This window comes from Nonomuraea sp. LPB2021202275-12-8 (genome assembly GCF_037044575.1).
Classification (GTDB): Bacteria; Actinomycetota; Actinomycetes; order Streptosporangiales; family Streptosporangiaceae; genus Nonomuraea.
Map to the genome: position 1 here is coordinate 1 of NZ_JBAHWD010000059.1, position 16,070 is coordinate 16,070.

Annotated in this window: 12 protein-coding genes and 1 pseudogene; 6 read left to right on the forward strand and 7 right to left on the reverse strand. The window is 69.0% G+C overall.

Annotated features, from left to right (window positions below; genetic code table 11):
• Positions 1–886: aldo/keto reductase (locus V5E28_RS46725; RefSeq protein ID WP_336216768.1), on the reverse strand; the 886-nt coding region annotated here is incomplete at its 3' end.
• A 14-nt stretch (positions 887–900) separates the two neighbouring features.
• On the reverse strand, positions 901–1,797 hold the full coding sequence (locus tag V5E28_RS46730) for an EamA family transporter (RefSeq protein ID WP_336216769.1): 897 nt from the start codon (positions 1,795–1,797) through the stop codon (positions 901–903).
• A gap of 34 nt (positions 1,798–1,831) precedes the next feature.
• Here V5E28_RS46730 and V5E28_RS46735 point away from each other — a divergent pair, with 34 nt between their 5' ends.
• The 3 genes and pseudogenes from V5E28_RS46735 (at position 1,832) to V5E28_RS46745 (ending at position 4,034) form a co-directional block, all read left to right on the forward strand.
• The gene (locus tag V5E28_RS46735; protein ID WP_336216770.1) at positions 1,832–2,314 is read left to right on the forward strand and encodes an Lrp/AsnC family transcriptional regulator; all 483 of its coding nucleotides are present in this window, start codon (positions 1,832–1,834) and stop codon (positions 2,312–2,314) included.
• Between the two features lie 150 nt (positions 2,315–2,464).
• Positions 2,465–2,638, forward strand: a pseudogene (locus V5E28_RS46740) (IS256 family transposase); the annotation flags it as partial.
• Between the two features lie 208 nt (positions 2,639–2,846).
• Complete coding sequence (locus V5E28_RS46745; RefSeq protein WP_336216772.1) at positions 2,847–4,034, forward strand: NAD(P)/FAD-dependent oxidoreductase; 1,188 nt, start codon at positions 2,847–2,849, stop codon at positions 4,032–4,034.
• On the opposite strand, the gene V5E28_RS46750 is transcribed toward V5E28_RS46745, so the two are convergent.
• Both V5E28_RS46750 and V5E28_RS46755 read right to left on the reverse strand, forming a co-directional pair.
• Positions 3,968–5,194 (reverse strand): MFS transporter, encoded by a 1,227-nt coding sequence (locus V5E28_RS46750; RefSeq protein WP_336216773.1) that lies wholly within the window; start codon positions 5,192–5,194, stop codon positions 3,968–3,970. The two genes, V5E28_RS46745 and V5E28_RS46750, sit on opposite strands and share 67 nt — an antisense overlap.
• Before the next feature lie 59 nt (positions 5,195–5,253).
• A complete protein-coding gene (locus V5E28_RS46755; protein WP_336216774.1) occupies positions 5,254–7,914 on the reverse strand; it encodes a helix-turn-helix transcriptional regulator in 2,661 nt (886 codons plus the stop codon).
• A 97-nt stretch (positions 7,915–8,011) separates the two neighbouring features.
• Between V5E28_RS46755 and V5E28_RS46760 the strand changes: the two genes are divergently transcribed.
• The 3 genes from V5E28_RS46760 (at position 8,012) to V5E28_RS46770 (ending at position 11,692) form a co-directional block, all read left to right on the forward strand.
• A complete protein-coding gene (locus V5E28_RS46760; RefSeq protein ID WP_336216775.1) occupies positions 8,012–9,058 on the forward strand; it encodes a M24 family metallopeptidase in 1,047 nt (348 codons plus the stop codon).
• A gap of 85 nt (positions 9,059–9,143) precedes the next feature.
• Positions 9,144–10,607, forward strand: a complete 1,464-nt coding sequence (locus tag V5E28_RS46765) for an MFS transporter (protein WP_336216776.1) — start codon at positions 9,144–9,146, stop codon at positions 10,605–10,607.
• A gap of 191 nt (positions 10,608–10,798) precedes the next feature.
• A complete protein-coding gene (locus tag V5E28_RS46770) occupies positions 10,799–11,692 on the forward strand; it encodes a LysR family transcriptional regulator (protein ID WP_336216777.1) in 894 nt (297 codons plus the stop codon).
• A gap of 48 nt (positions 11,693–11,740) precedes the next feature.
• Here the strand turns inward: V5E28_RS46770 and V5E28_RS46775 are convergent, their stop codons facing one another.
• From V5E28_RS46775 to V5E28_RS46785, 3 genes are read right to left on the reverse strand one after another with little or no spacing between them, the layout of a single operon-like run.
• Complete coding sequence (locus V5E28_RS46775; protein ID WP_336216778.1) at positions 11,741–14,017, reverse strand: S9 family peptidase; 2,277 nt, start codon at positions 14,015–14,017, stop codon at positions 11,741–11,743.
• A 29-nt stretch (positions 14,018–14,046) separates the two neighbouring features.
• The gene (locus V5E28_RS46780; protein ID WP_336216779.1) at positions 14,047–14,454 is read right to left on the reverse strand and encodes a hypothetical protein; all 408 of its coding nucleotides are present in this window, start codon (positions 14,452–14,454) and stop codon (positions 14,047–14,049) included.
• Between the two features lie 56 nt (positions 14,455–14,510).
• The gene (locus V5E28_RS46785; RefSeq protein WP_336216780.1) at positions 14,511–16,031 is read right to left on the reverse strand and encodes an MFS transporter; all 1,521 of its coding nucleotides are present in this window, start codon (positions 16,029–16,031) and stop codon (positions 14,511–14,513) included.
• Positions 16,032–16,070 lie beyond the last annotated feature (39 nt).

Below are 16,070 nucleotides of genomic sequence, written 5' to 3' on the forward strand. Positions count from 1 at the left end.
CGTCTAGATGTCCCACCTTGCTCGCCCCGATGATCGGCGCGCTCACCCCGGGCCGGCCGAGCAGCCATGCGAGGGCGAGTTGCGCGGGTGGCAGATCCCGTTCACCGGCGACCGCACGCACCACGTCGACGACGTCGAAGTCCGCGTTCCCGTACATGCTGTCGGCGAGCTGGTCGCTGCCGGATCGAAGCGTGCGTGGCCGGTTGTCGCGGTGGCGGCTGCCGGCGAGCAGCCCGCGCGCCAGCGGGCTCCACGGGATGACGCCCACCCCCTGGTCCAGGCAAAGCGGGATCATCTCCCGCTCTTCCTCCCGGTAGACCAGGTTGTAGTGGTTCTGCATCGCCACGAATTTGGTCCACCCTGCCATCTGAGCAGTGTGCTGCGCTTTGGCGAACTGCCAGGCGTACATGCTGGAGGCTCCGATGTAGCGGGCCTTGCCGGCCCGCACCACGTCATGCAGTGCTTCCATGGTCTCCTCGATCGGCGTCTCGTAGTCCCAGCGATGAATCTGGTACAGATCGACATACTCGGTTCCGAGCCGGCTCAGCGAGGCGTCGATGGCCGCCGACACATGTTTGCGCGACAGCCCTCGGTCATTCGGACCCGGCCCCATCGGGAAGTAGACCTTCGTGGCAAGAACGTAGTCGTCGCGCCGCGCGAAGAGCTTGTCGAGCAGTCGCCCGGTGATCTCCTCGCTCACGCCGCCGGAGTACATGTCGGCAGTGTCGAAGAACGTCACACCCGCCTCGACGGCACGCCGGACGATCGGCTCGGCCGCATCCTCGTGCAGCAGCCATTCCCACGACCCTGGATCGCCGTACGTCATCATGCCGAGGCAGATCCGGGAGACCTGCAACCCCGACGAACCCAGCTTCACGTATCGCACTTTGTTCTACCTCCCTATGAGGATGTGGCCTTCTTGGTCGCAGAAGTCTGGAGTTCGTGGTGGAGGGCTACCGCGAGCACCACGAGCCCCACTCCGGCGAGTTCAGAGAGTGAGGGCAGTTGCCGGAGCACCGCGATGCCGATCACCGTCGCTGTGGCCGGAAGCAGCGCCACGAGCAGCGCGTACGTGGAGCGGGCCATGCGTGCCATGGCGAGTTGATCGCACACGTACGGAATCACCGACGAGCAGATGCCCACCCCGATCCCGGCTGCGAGCGTGACCGGCTCGATCATCGCGGGAGCGGCCTGCCAGATGCCCACGGGCGCGACGAACACCCCGGCGACGAGCATGGCGGCGGCCAGCCCGTCGAGGCCTCCGACGCCACGCACGTCGCGAGCCGCCCGATGGGCCAGCACGATGTAGCCGGCGAACAGCGCCGCGTTGGCGAAGGCGAACACCAGACCCAGTGGCTCCCCGGCAAGCCGGACTCCGGTCAGCACGTAGACACCGCTGACGGCGGCCACGAGGGCCACGAGATTACGTGCGGTACGGGCACCGAGCGCGGCCAGCACGATGACCGGCAGAAACTCGATCGCGGCGACGGTCGCCAGCGGCACGCGAGCGATCGCCAGATAGAAGCAGACGTTCATCGCCGCGAGCACCGCACCCCACGCGATGATCGTACGACGCTCCCCGGCATTGAGCTGGACCAGTGTCCGCCAGGGGCGACGCCAGAGCGCGAGAACGAGTGCCGCGCTCCAGATCCTCAGCGCCGCGACCCCGAGCGGGTCGAGCCTCGCGAACAAGAGCACGGCGAAGGCCGGACCGAGGTAGTGGAAGACGGCGCTGCCGGTGAAGTAGGTCCATGGAGGCGCCTTGAGCAGAACGGCGCGAGGGCCGATAGGCGGCATGGCCCCATTTTCGGCGAGCCCGTATTTTAGGAGAATGGCGAATCGAAAGATCAGACCCGATCGGGCACACGAACCCAAGGAATTGGACGCCCTCGACTTTCGAATCCTCGCCGAGCTGCAAGTCGACGCCAGGGTGAGCTTCGCCGAGCTGGGCCGCCGGGTCGGCCTGTCGCCCCCCGCCGTGAGCGATCGGGTGCAGCGACTGGAGGAAACAGGAGTGATCACTGGCTACCGCGCCGAGGTCAACCCGCGAGCCCTGGGCTTTCCGGTCACCGTGATGGTGCGAATCCGTCCGGCGTTCCGGGAACTGCATCGCATCTCCAAGATCGCCGAAGACGTTCCCCAGATTGTCGAGTGCTACAGAATGACCGGTGACGACTGCTTCTGCTTCACGATGCACCTGCGGTCGGTCGACGAACTCGAACCGATCCTCGATCTGTTCACGCCGTACGGACACACGACCACATCCCTCATCCACACAGCACCCGTGCCACGCCGCCCCCTCCCCTTGGAATGAGAGAGAGCCAGGCTGTCGTCCGGGGTTCGTCGTCCGGGTCAGACACTGTGCCCTCATAGCCGCCACCCCCAACGGCTCGAGACGGCCCGCAGAGCCCGTACCTGCTTCCCTGCCGGCCGATATCAGCAGCGGAGCGAGGCATCGACGGAGATCGACCTGGAGGACGCCGCGGTGGCGCGTAAGAAGCCGGAGAACTCGACGGATCGGGAGCTGGTGGCCAGGCTGGTCGACCAGGCCCGGGCTGAAGGGGTGGAGCTGGTCGGCGAGAACGGGCTGCTGGGCCGGCTGACCAAGCTGGTGCTGGAGTCCGCCCTGGAAGACGAGCCGGCTTGTGGCGGTGTGTGACTGCGCCGCGAGAGCGTTGGTGTGCCTGGCCGTACTTGACCGAGTGGCCGATGCCGAGGCGTTCGCGTATCGGGTCGCCGTGCCCGATAGCGCCGGCTGAACATATAGGGAAGACGTCCGATGCCGCGAGCGGTGCCGCGCCCGTAGCGTTTTGACCTGTAAGAACGACGGAAGCAGGGAGAAACCCGTGAAGAACATCGTTGTCATCGGCGGCGGTTATACCGGGGTGATGTGCGCCGTCCGGCTGGCGCTGCGTACCCGAAAGCTGGACGTGTCGATCACTCTGGTCAATCCGTCGGAGCGGTTCACCGAGCGGCTACGCATGCATCAGGTCGCGGCCGGCCATGAGCTGGCCGACTTCCGGATTCCTGAGCTGCTCGGCGAGCGCGTGACCTTCGTACGGGGCTGGGCCACCGCCGTCGACACGGCGCGGCGCGAGGTCACGGTCGACGTCGGCGACGGCGACGCCCCCCGGATGCTGCCCTACGACAAGCTGGTGTACGCGCTCGGCAGCTACACCGACACGAGCGTGGTCCCAGGCGCTGACGACCACGCCTATACATTGAACGGCCCCCAGTCGGCCCGCTCCATGGCGCTGCGCCTGGCCTCACTGGAGGAGAGCGGCGGGACGGTCGCCGTCTGCGGCGGCGGGCTGACCGGGATCGAGGCCGCCACCGAGATCGCCGAGAACCACCCGGCCCTGAAGGTGTCCCTCATCAGCACGGAGCAGCCCGGCTGGATGATGGGTGAGAAGGCGCGCGCCTACCTCTACTCCGTGTTCGAGCGGCTTGGCGTGACTGTCCACACCGGCGTGCGGATCACCAAGGTGCTGCCGGGCGGCGTCGAGGTGGCAGGCGGCCGCGTGATCCCGGCGGACGTGAGCCTCTGGACGGCCGGGGTCAAAGCTCACACGCTCGCCGCCGAGTCTGGCATCCAGGTCGACCGCAAGGGCTTGATCCTGGTCGACCCGGCGCTGCGGTCACTGTCCCACCCCGAGATCTACGCGATCGGCGACGCCGCGGCAGCCCGCCAGGCTTGGGGGGCGATTCACGGCACCTGCCAGAGCGGTATGCCGTCGGCTGCCCACGCTGCTGACTCCATCGCCCGGGAGTTGCGGGGCCGCGCCATCAAGCCGTTCCGGTTCGGGTACTTCCACCAGCCGCTCAGCTTGGGCCGTAACGATGCCGTCATCCAGTTCACCCGCCACGACGATACCCCGGGCCGCTTCTACCTGAAGGGCAAGGCCGCCGTGATCTACAAAGAGTGGGTCAGCAGCACCCCGCCCAAGGCCTTCGTGAAGACCCACCGCTACCCGGCACCGGTCAGCCTCTCGCGGGGCGGCCGCGCCACCCGCGAGCCCTTCATGGAGCTGTGAGGCTGGTCCGGTCGGATGAGTGTCATCGCGGCGAGACCCCCGAGCACGAGCAGACCGCCGGCAAGGCCGAAAGCCAGGCCGAAGCCGGCGATCTGGCTAGGCGCCGAATCGACGACGAAGCCGGTGGCGATGGGACCGGCGACGGCCGCGATCGAGACCAGGGCGTACCAGATTCCGAGCGCCGCCGAGCGCTGACGGTCCGGCACGATGACAGAGATCGCGGCGACGGTCAGCGGGGTCTGCGCCGGGCCGGCGCCGAAGGCCAGACCGGCCAACGGCAGCACCAGCCAGACAGGCGAGGCATGGGGAAGCAGTATGAGGCAGATCCCGGCGGCCAGTGAGAAGCAGCCTCCGAGAATCCCGAGCGCGAGGCGGCGCGAGCGGCCGATCAGATGACGTGACAGGGCACCGCCGAGGAGAATGAGAAGAACGCTGGTCAGCGAGGGCAGGGCGGTCAGGAACCCGATCGACGACCGTTCGAAGCCGGCGACGTCTTCCAGATACAGCGGGAGGAAGGCGATGTGGACCGACAGCGCCCAGGAAACGCCGAACCCCGCGACGAGCGCGCCGTACCAGGTTCCTCTGGAGAAGAGCCTTCGGTATGTCCGCCGCGGGCCGTCGCCCTTCTCCTCGCGCGACAGGTGTGGCCCGTCGCCGCCGAACACGAGCCAGACCGCCGCCCAGACCAGCCCGACGATCCCAAGCACAGTGAACGCCGACCGCCAGCCGTACGCATCGATCACCGCGATGAGCGCAGGGCCGCTCACGAGGGCCCCGAGCGCTCCGGACACCTGCAGCATCGAGCCGGTCAGCCCGCGGTCCTTGACTTTGCTCCAAGTGAAGGCGGTATGCATGGCGAGCGGGAAGGCGGGGCCCTCACCGGCGCCGAGCAGCACCCGAGTCGCGATGATGACGGACAAGCTCGCAGCGGGCAGCGCCACGGGCAGCTGGGCGGCGGACCACACCACGGCGAGTCCCGCCAGCAGCCACCGGCTGGAGATGCGGTTGCCGATGAACCCGAACGCCAGCGCCGACAGGCTGAACAGCAGATAGAACGCTCCGGCGACGGTTCCGTATTGGGTGGTGGTCAGGCCCAGGTCTTCCTTCATCGGCTTGGCGACCAGCCCGATGACGGCCTTGTCCATGAAATTGATCATCATGAACGCCATGAGCAACGCTATGGCGCTGTAGGTCTTCGCAGTATTCAGGCAGGGGACTTTCATCCGAGCTGCAATCGGGCGAGCTCGGTGCGGGTGGTGACGCCGAGCTTGGGGAAGGCGCGGTAGAGGTGGTGGCTGACCGTCTTCGAGCTGAGGAAGAGTTGAGCGGCGATCTGCTTGTTCGTCGCTCCGGTCGAGGCCAGCCGTACGACCTGGAGTTCCTGGGCGGTGAGCCGGGCGGTTAGGTCGTCGGGGCCGTGGCGGGTGAGCGTCTCTCCCGTGGCGCGCAGTTCGGCCGCGGCGCGGTCGGCCCACTGGGCGGCGCCGATACCGTGGAAAGTCTCCTGGGCCGCACGGAGGTGGGCGCGCGCATCAGTGCGGCGCCTGTTGCGGCGCAACCATTCGCCGTAGAGGAGTTCGGTGCGGGCTTGCTCGAAGGGGCGGTCGGTACTGTCCAAGGCGGCGATGAAGTGCTCCTCGGCGTCCGGGTCCGCGGCCAGCAGGGCCTGGCAGCGGTGCACGACGGCATGCGCCCAGGTCAGGCCGGCGGCCTCCGCCCAGCGGCAGAATCGCTCGTACGGCTCGGCCGCCGCTTCCGGCCGGCCGAGCCGTACGGCGGCCTCGATCTGGTCGGGGGCGAAGTACACGGCGTGGATCTGACGTCCGATCGGCCCCTGGGCAGCCCGGTCGAGCCGGTCGAGGGCGGCCTCGGAGCGTCCGTGGCCCAGGTCGAGCATGGCCAGTGCCCACACGCCCCAGGCTCTGCTGGTGGCGACGTGCTCGGTGGCGAAGTGGGTGAGGTTCTGCTCGGCCAGCGCGCGGCAGCGTTCCTCGTCGCCTTCCACCGCCGCCAGCCAGGCCAGCACGCCCTGCTGGTGCGCCAGGCGGTGGATCTGCCCGGTGTCCTCGGCGACGCGCAGCCCTTCGGCCGCGGCGAGCGCGCTGTCCCGCAGACGCCCGCGGTAGAGCTCGGCGACCGACAGCGTCGCCAGGGCGAGCGGCATCCAGCCGATCATGCCGCGGGTGCGGCACTCCTCGGTGAGCGACATCGAGAGCGTGCGGGCAGCGTCGAAGTCCCCGACCAGGATGGCCAGCGAGGCGGCGTTGCTGCGCATCACGGCCGGGGTGTCAGGGGCTTGCCGGACCTGGGCCACATATGCGCGGCAGTTCGTCAGCGCTTCCTCCACCGTTCCGGTGAGGAGGAGGGTGACTCCGGCGGCCATCAGCCGGGCCAGGGCGTCGCCGGGGAGCGGCAGCTTGTCGAGCCGGGTGCGGGCCTGCTCGGCCCAGCCGGGCTCGCCCGCGTAGAACGCCGCGCGGACGGCGTCGGTCAGCATCGCCGCGGCGGCTTCCGCGTCGCTCTTTTCGGCCGCGTCGATCAGGATGTCGCAGGCCATGCGCAGCGAGCCGCTTTCGAAGGCGATCCGCGCCCTCAGGGCGGCGGGCCGGAGCTCCGGGGCGAGGCGCTCGGCCTCGTCGGCCAGGGCCAGCGCGTGTTCCGTCCGCCCGGCCAGCTCGGCCGTCTCGGCGGCGAGCACCAACCTCCGGCCCCGCTCGGCGACGTCCGGGGTGAGCTGTGCGGCCCTGGTCAGCGCGGAGGCGGCGGCACTGAAGCCCGTACGCTCGCGGGCGCGGCCGGCGGCCCGCTCCAGCGCTTCGGCCACCTGGGCGTCCGGTCCGGTCGCGGCCGCGGCGAGGTGCCAAGCCCGCAGGTCGGCGTCCAGCTCGCCGGTCAGTACGTCGGCAAGTGCGCGATGGAGATCCAGCCGTTGGCTGTAGGTCGTGTTCTGGTAGGCGGCGGCCCGGATGAGCGGGTGCCGGAACGACCACGTCGGTGCGGAGACGGTGACCAGCCCGGCCGCATCGGCCGAGTCGAGGGCGGCGACCGGCAAGCCGAGAACCGCCGCGGCCGCGAAGATCACTGCCAGGTCGCCGGACTCCTCGGCTGCGGCGAGGGCCAGCAGGCTCTGGGTGGGTGCGGGCAGTTCACGGATACGCTGCTCGTAGGCCTGCTGGATGCGGTGTGGCAGTGGCAGCCTGGCCGTCGCCAGCGGGTCGTCGGTGTGGGCGGGCAGCTCGCGCAGCGCGAGCGGGTTGCCCGCCGCCTCGGCCAGCACCCGCTCCCGCGCCGCGCCGCTGAGGCCGGGTGCGTACTCATCCAGCAGCCGGCTCGCCGCAGCGCGGTCGAGGTCGGCAGGGCACAGCACCGGCACTCCAGGGGCCTCGAACCCCGGCCGGGCGGCGAAGATCAGGGCGACGCCCTCGTCCCGCAGGCGGCGCGCCACGAAACGCAGGGCGTCGGCCGAAGCCCGGTCCAGCCACTGGGTGTCGTCGATGAGGCACACCAGCGGCGCCCGTTCGGCGAGGAGAGTCAGGGCGGCCAGGCCGACGAGGAACCGGTCCACCCCCGACCGCGGCGCCGCAGCCAGGCCCAGCGCGGCTCGCAGCGCGTCGGCCTGCGGCTCGGGCAGCGCCTCGATCTCCTCAAGGAGTGGGCTGAGCAATAACTGCAGTGCCGCGTAAGGCAGTTCGGCTTCGCTTGCGACGCCACTGACCCGCAACACGGGCAGTGGCGTCGCGCGATTTCCGGCGTAATCGACCAGCGCCGACTTGCCGATCCCCGGCTCCCCGGAAATCATCAAAGCCCCGCTGGAGCCCCCGCGGGCCTTGTCGAGCAGGCGATCGAGCTCGGCCTGCTCCTTTCTGCGCCCATGAAGCATATTCGGAAATGTAGATCAATGTCCGTCCCACAGGCAATCGAGAACACCGGACATCTGTCCGATGCGACCGGCGTCCCGGGATTCCTAGTCTCGATTCATGGGCTTCGAGATGTACTCGCAGGACGAGCGCAGCCGTCGCTGGGCACTGGGCCGGGCGCTGATGGACGCCGAAGGCGTCGAGGCGCTCCTGCTGTACGAGAACACGTATTTCACCTGTGGCCCCTCAGGCGCGATCGTCATCTTCCCGCGCGACGGCAGACCGGTGGCGCTGACTGACGGACCGTCCAGCAGCCCGTGGGTGCCCACCCGCCCGTCCCGGCACGCGTACGGCATCGCGGAGGTGCTCCGGGAACACCGGCTGCACCGGTCCGCCGTGGGTGTGCTCGGCCTCGAACCGTACCCGCCGATCCACCGAGGTCCGCTCTTGCCCCACAGCCTTTGGTCGCAGGTGCTCGGCCTGCTTCCGCATGTCGCTTTCACCTCGGTTTGGCCCGGATACTTCCGACTCGTCGTCCGGCACTCCGGCGAGGAGCTCGCGATCCTGTCCGAGGGCGCCCGCATCGCCAAGGCGATGGCGGACGCGGTGGCGGACGCGCTGCGACCGGGTACCCACGAGAGCGAGTTGTCCGCAGCCGGGCTGTCCACCGGCTATGCGCTGGGCGCCACACCGACCGTCCGTGTCAGTGCCGGCGGCGGGCCGATCTCCCCTGGCGACGTCGTGCCGGTCGAGATCCGCTGCACGTACGGCTTCCTCGAAGTCAGAGGGCGTATTCCGCTCATGCTGGGCGAGCCGACCGACCCCGTGGCCGACGCTCTCGATCGGGCCATGGCTGGTTACGCGGCCGGGTTGCGCGCCATACGGCCCGGGAACACTGTCGGCCAGGCCGCCGCCGCGGTAGCCGCGCAACTGGGGGGTCCCGGCGACGAGCCGCGCCTCGTGGGGCTCAACCCGCTCAGCCTGAGCGCCGGAGGCCAAGAGCCACCGACCGGCCACGACTTCGTCCTAGCACCCGGCATGACCTTGGCCCTCCAGGCCGGCCACCGCCGGGTCACGGTCGGCGGCACCGTGCTGACGACCGAGGACGACGCCATCGAACTGTTCACCCCCTTTACCGGAGTCTCCTCCGGCTCCACCTGCTCATGATGTCGCTGAGCAGGTGCGAGACATCTGGTTGTCCTGCTGATGGACCCGATGTGACCGAGCGACACAACGGGTGAGGAGCGTATTCATGTCCACCGTTCCCACGGCCCGCTTGAGCGGACGAGCCTGGGCTCTGCTGCTCGTCCTGTGCGGCACGATCTTCCTTGAGGGCGGCGACGTCGCGATGCTGGCCGTCGCCATCCCCGACATCCGCGCCGACCTCGGCCTGACCACCGGCACGGCCGCGTGGGTGATGAGCGGCTACGTACTCGGCTACGCCGGATTCACCCTGCTCGGCGGCCGGGCTGCGGATCTGCTGGGCAGGCGGCGGATGTTCCTCACCTGGCTGGGCGTCTTCATGCTCTTCTCGATGCTGGGCGGATTCACGACCGAGGGGTGGATGCTGGTCGTGGCCCGGTTCGTCACGGGCGTGGCGGCGGCCTTCATGACCCCTGCCGCAATGTCGATCATCACGACCTCCTACCCGGCGGGGCCGCAGCGCGACAGGGCCCTACTGGTCTTCGCCGGCGTCGGCGCCGGTGGCTTCTCGACGGGCCTCGTCATCGGCGGCCTGCTGACCGAACTCGGCTGGCGCTGGGTGTTCTTCGCCCCGGTGTTCCTGGCCGGCGCCATCCTGCTCGCGGCGTTCAGGCTGCTGCCCGCCGAGGCCTACCCCGCACCCGCGCGGCACGGCTACGACCTGGCCGGCGCGGCCAGTGCCGCCGCCGCGATGCTGCTGCTCGCCTACGGCATCCTCCGGCTTGAACACCCCGGGGAAGGGATCGGGCTCACCCTCGGCGCGTTCGCCGCCGGGCTGGCGCTGGTGGCGGTGTTCATTCTGATCGAACGGCGCGCCGAGGCGCCGCTCGTCCGGCTAGCGATCTTCCGCAAGACCGCCATGGTGCGGGCCCAGGTCGCCGCGCTGCTCTTTCTGGGCGCGTTCTTCGGCTTCCAGTTCGTCGTCACGCTCTACCTGCAGGAGCTGCGCGGCTGGTCCTCGCTGCAGACCGCGATCGCGCTGATCGCGATGGGCTGTGACGCCGTGCTGGCGCCCGTCCTCACGCCGCGCCTGGTCAGCCGCTACGGCAACGCCCGGGTGATCTTCGGCGGCTTCGTGCTGGCGATCGTGGCCTACGGGCTGTTCCTGCCGGTCGGGATGGACTGGTCGTACGCTGCGATGTTCCCGACTTTGATCATCGCGGGCACCGCCTTCGCCCTCGCCTACGGTCCGCTCACGATCGCGGCCACCGGCAGCGTGGCGGAGGAGGAGCAGGGTCTGGCTGGCGGCCTGCTGTACACCTTCACCCAGTTCGGCTCGGCGGTCGGGATCTCCGCGGTGACCGCAGTGTACGGGTTCGCCGCGGCCGGCGCCGATGGCTCACCGGGCGCGGTGCTGGACGCCTACCGCACCGCGCTCGCCATCCCGGTGGCCATGGTGCTGCTGGGGGCGGGGGTCTCCGCCCTCGGCCTGCGCAGCGCCAGACCCGCCGGCCGCTGGAAGGGCGCGGTGCCCGCAACCCACGACGAGATCAGCGACAGCGTTCCGGGGTGACTGCGCGAAGTGTGGCGTCACCGCTGATGACACGGCCCGTCGTCGCGTATGTGGCATTGGCTGGGCTCGACTCGTTCGGCATACTCAATGACGGCTTTTGTTCGGGATGCAGAACAAAGGCGGTCTGTGTCACGCGCGCGCAAGATCGTTTCGTCGTTGTTTGAGTCAGTCCGACGATCAACGGAATCTTTATGGAACTGCGCGACATCGAAATCTTTCTGACTCTGGCCGAGGAGCTGCATTTCGGCCGCACGGCCGCACGACTGCACGTCACGCCCGCACGGGTCAGCCAGGCCATCAAGCAACAGGAACGCCAAATCGGCGGGGCCCTCTTCGAACGCACCAGCCGCGCCGTCAGGCTCACTCCGCTGGGGACACTGCTTCGCGCCGACCTGGAACCGGTCTACCGTGAGCTGCGCCAGAGCCTGCAACGGGCACGCATGGCCGCGCAAGGCGTCACCAGCACCCTTCGCGTCGGCATGATCCCCGACATCGCCCACGACCTACGCCCGGCCTGGGAGACCTTTCGTTCCCGCCACCCCGAATGCCGGCTCCAACTCGGACACAGCGGCTTCGTCGAACCGTTCAGAACCCTGCGCGACGGCCAGATCAGCGCACTGATCGCCTGGCTACCGGTCGAGGAACCCGACCTCACCGTCGGCCCGGTCGTCTACACCGAGCCGCGGCTGCTGTCCGTCGCTGTCGATCATCCACTTGCCGATCGCGGCACGGTATCGACGGAGGTCTTCGGCGACGATCATCCCGTGTCCACGGCGAGCCCGTACTTACCTGACTACTGGGAGGACGCCTACAACCCGTACACCACCAGCAGCGGCCGGCCCGTGAACAACCGCATCCACGTCGCCAACTACGAACAGATCCAGCGGCTGGTCAGCACCGGCCAGATGATCCACCCCATCGGCGCTCACGCCAGCCGCTACTTTCAGCGTCCCGACATCATCTACCTGGGAATTCACGACGCCCCCCGGTTCCGGTGGGGGCTGATCTGGCGCACCGACAACGACAACCGGTACGTCCATGCCCTGGCACGAGTCTTCCGCGACCTCGGCACCCACGCCGTATGAGAGCGGCCACGCCAAGACTTGCCCGCTCGGCGTGGCCGCCGGTGCCGCTCAGGAGAACATTTCGCTGAGCAGTTCGGGATCGATGGCGATGGGTGCGGGGCGGTAGGCCGGCGGCTGCGTGCCCATCAGCTCGCGCACCAGGAAGTCCCAGCCCCGCGTACGGACGTAGGCCAGGCAGTCGATGAACGCGTGCTCGGCCCCGGGCACGATGAGCAGCTCGAAATCCTTCCCTGCGGCGATGAGCCGGTCGGCCAGCCGCAGCGTCTGATCCGGGTGGACCCGGTCGTCCATTTCGCCGTGGATGAGCAACAGCTTGCCGGCCAGCCGATCCGCGATGTCCACGTTGGAGGTCCGGGCCCACGCTTCCGGATTGTCCGCGCCGTCGTAGGCCTCCACGAAGTCCAGGTTGAAGCAGCGGGCCTCGTGTGAGCCGGACAGTGCGACACCGACCTTGTAAGTCTCCGGGAAGTCGAGCATCGCCCGTACGGTGGCGAACCCGCCGCCCGAGTGGCCGAACGCGCCCACCCGGTCCAGGTCGATCCACGGCCGGGTTTCGGCCAGTTGCCGCAGCGCCGCGACATGATCGGCCAGGCCACCCGCGTCCGCGAGGTGACCGTAGGAGGCGTCGTGGAAGGCTTTGCCGCGCCCCGGGGTGCCTCGCCCGTCCACCGCGACGACCACGAAGCCCAGCGCCGCAAGGGGCTCGGCGTCCATGCCCATCCCACCCGGGTCGAAGCCCGGAGTGGTCCGGTTGACCTGCGGGCCGGGGTAGATGTTGTCCACCACCGGGTAACGCTTGGCGGGATCGAACCCCCGCGGTCGGTACAGGACCCCGTAGATGTCGGTGACGCCGTCGGCCGCCTTGACGCGGAACCGTTCCGGCGCCGTCCACCCGGTGGCGGTGAGCTTGCTGATGTCAGCGCGCTCCAGTTCCACCAGCACCCGCCCGGACCAGTCGCGGACCGTGGTCACCGGCGGGGTGTCCACAGTGGAGGCGGAGTCGAGGAAGAACGACGTGTTCTCCGGCACCGTGACGGTGTGGTCCAGGTCGTCGCCGATCAGCTTGGCGAACCCGGTACCGTCCAGCCCCGCCCGGCACACCGCGCGCCGGTACGGGTCGGCGTCGATCAGGCCGGTGGCGGTGAAGTAGACCATCCGCTCGTCCTCGTCGACGTGCAGGATCTGCCGCACGGCCCAGTCCCCCGAGGTGACCTGCCCGAGCAGCTCGCCAGTACGCAGGTCATACCGGTATAAGTGGCCCCAGCCGTCTCGCTGTGAGTACCACAGCACCTCGCCGGCCAGCACCCGCACGATCGGGGGGTCGTACAGCCACTGGTTGGGCTCCACGCGGGTGTCCCCGGTTTCGCTGACCACGGTGGTGACCTCACCGGTGGCCGGGTCGAGGCGGTGCAGGGTGAGCGTGCGCCGGTCGCGAGGCTGGCTGAGGTAGTACACCGCCGATCCGTCGTCTGCCCACCATGCCCACTTGCCCATGACCGGTGACATCGTCGGCGTCAGCAGCGGCTCGGCCTGCGCGCGGACCATCGTGCCCGCGGCGACGTCGAACACCACCAGCTCACTCTGCGGCACGTGCTCGTCCCCGGTGTACGCGTACCGCTGGGCGTGCAGCTGTGGCGCGCCGCCGTCGGCGGGTCTGGCCTCCAGAAGGTGGGTCAGCCGCACGCGGCGCTCATCGGTCCGGTGCGTCAGCACCTTCGTCGAGTCCGGCGACCAGGCCACCGCGGGCGGAAGGTGGGGCAGGCCGAACTTGCGCAGCAGGGTGCCGTTGCCCATGCTCTCCGGGCTGGAACCGTACTGGTAGGCGGGCTCGCCATCGGTGGTCAGCGCCCACTCGCGGCCGTCGGTGAGCGAGTGGGCCCACAGGTCGTGCCCGCGCCGCGATACGGCGATCTTCTTGTCCGGTGAGGGCACCGCCAGCGGATTGCCCGGAGGTGAGAACTCGGCCGGCTCGCAGGTGTAGCTGTCCAGGCGGCAGCGCCAGAACTGGCCCACCGCGAAGAACTCCACGGCGTTCCCGGCGTACATGAAGGCCGCGAAGGGCAGAGCCTCGGGGTCGACCGGTTGTCCGGAGGCGGCGGTGAGCGCGGCGGCGAGCCGGGCGTGGTCGAAGGCCGGCTCGCGGGTGCCCGCCGCCGGATCGACGAGCACGAATCGCTTGCCGACGCCGTTGCTCACCCCGTACCAGAATCGGGTTCCTCCGTCGATCCACTGCGGGTTGACCTTGTCGCCGACGATGAGCTCGCCGGGTCGGGCGGGTCGGCGGAGCAGCAGTTCCGCAGCCTGGTAGTCCTCTGTCGTACTCATTTGTTTCCTTTCTTGGTCCCGCTTGTGACTCAGGCGGCGTCGATGGCCTCGGTGATCTTGCGGACCATCTCGGTCATGGTGGGGCTGGGCCCGCTCTGCTGGGTCCGGGTGGCCGCTTCGACGGCGAGCATGACGATGCCGCGGAAGTTGCCGGCCTCGGCCGGATCCTGCTTGTTGAGCAGGCCCATGGCCTCCGTCAGAGCCGGCAGCACGCGGTCGGCGAGTTCGGCTGTCGACTTGCCGTTCAGGTCCATGCCTTTCTGCTCGGCGAGCACGTGCCCGACCGGGCCGATCGCGGAGGCCAGGGCGACGGAGCCGTCGGTGGCGATCCTGTGCGGCGAACCACCGGCGGCACCGGCGGCGGCCAGCAGTGCGACGGCGCCGTACGCCGCGGTCCGCAGGGTGTGCTTGTCCTGGTCGGTAAGGGTGATGGACATGGTTGTGTGCTCCTTGAATCGGTGGAAAAAACAGGGTCGAGCGGACGGAACGTGGTTCACTCCGTCGTGCCGGCCAGTACGCGCTCTTCGGCGGGGGCCGGGTCCGGTTGGGCGGCCGCGGGTTTGCGGTCGCGCAGAATGAAGGTGGCGATGACGGCTGCCAGGACGACAGCACAGGCACTGGCGGTGAAGGTGAGCGCCATGCCGTTGGTGAAGGCCTCGCGGGCGACGCTGGCGAGCGCCGGGTCGCCGAACTTGAGCGCGTCGCTGATGTTGTGGCGCGCCGCTTCGGGGGCACCGGCCGGCATGTTCTTCGTGTACGCGTCGGCCATGACGCTGCCCAGGATGGCCACGCCCAGCGCGGCACCGGCTTGCTGGATGGTGTCGTTGACCGCGGATCCCACTCCGGCGTGCTCGGCGGGCACGGCGCCCATGAGAGCGTTGATGGCGGTGGGAATGGCCAGGCCACTTCCCATGCCCACCACGCCCAGGGCGACGCCGATCAGCCAGAAGTCGTCCGTGGCGTCCACGGTGCCCAGGACACCGATCCCGATGGCCATGATGAGCATGCCGACGGCGACCAGAGCCCGATTGCCGACCTTGCTTCCCAGCACCGCGCCGATGACGTTGAACAGCAGCGAAGCCACTGCCACCGGCAGGAACGTCAGCCCGGCCTGCATCGGGCTGTAGCCGTGGACGAACTGCAGGTACTGCGTCAGGACCAGCAGCAGGCCGCCGTTGGCAACGCTGAGGAGCACCACCGAGAGGCTCGCGCCGGAGAAGTTGCGATCACGGAAAAGGCTCATCGGCACCATCGGGGAGTCGGATCGGATCTCCCAGATGACGAAGCCGATCAGACAAGCCGCGGCCGCCGCCGAAGCCGCGAGGATGCCGGGGTGGGTGATGCCGCCGTGGGGCAACTCGATGATCGCCCACACCAGTGCGGTCATCCCCACGATGGACAGCACGGCGCCCACCGGGTCCGGCCTGCGCCACGGGCCCTTGGACTCCGGCATCAGCGCGAGCGCCGCGATGATCGCCAGTGCGGCGATCGGCACATTGATGAGGAACGCGACGCCCCACCACAACTCGGCGATCAGCAAACCGCCGACGACGGGTCCGCCGACCAGGCCCACCATGGTCACCGCGGACCATGCGGTCAACGCCTTACGCCGCTCCTTCTCGTCGGTGAAGACGGTGATCAGGATTGACAGCGTGGAAGGCATGATCAGTGCGCCGCCGATGCCCATCGCGATCCGGCCGGCCACCAGTTGCAGCGGATCCTGTGCGAACGTCGCCGCCAGGCTTGCCACACCGAAGATCACCAATCCGAGGATCATGATGCGGCGGCGGCCGTACCGGTCCGACAGGCTGCCGGCGATCAGCAGCAGGCCGGCGAAGACCAGGATGTAGGAATCGAGGATCCACTGGATGTCCTGGGAGGTGGCACCGAGGTCCCTCGTCAGCGGCGGGATCGCCACGTTGAGCACCATGTTGTCGATGACCAGCACCAATGAGCTCATACAGAGCACCACTAATATGAGCCATCTCTTAGGACCGCTTCTCTGACTCACCATGACAGACCTCTCTGACAGCGGGCGCCGGCTCACGTACCG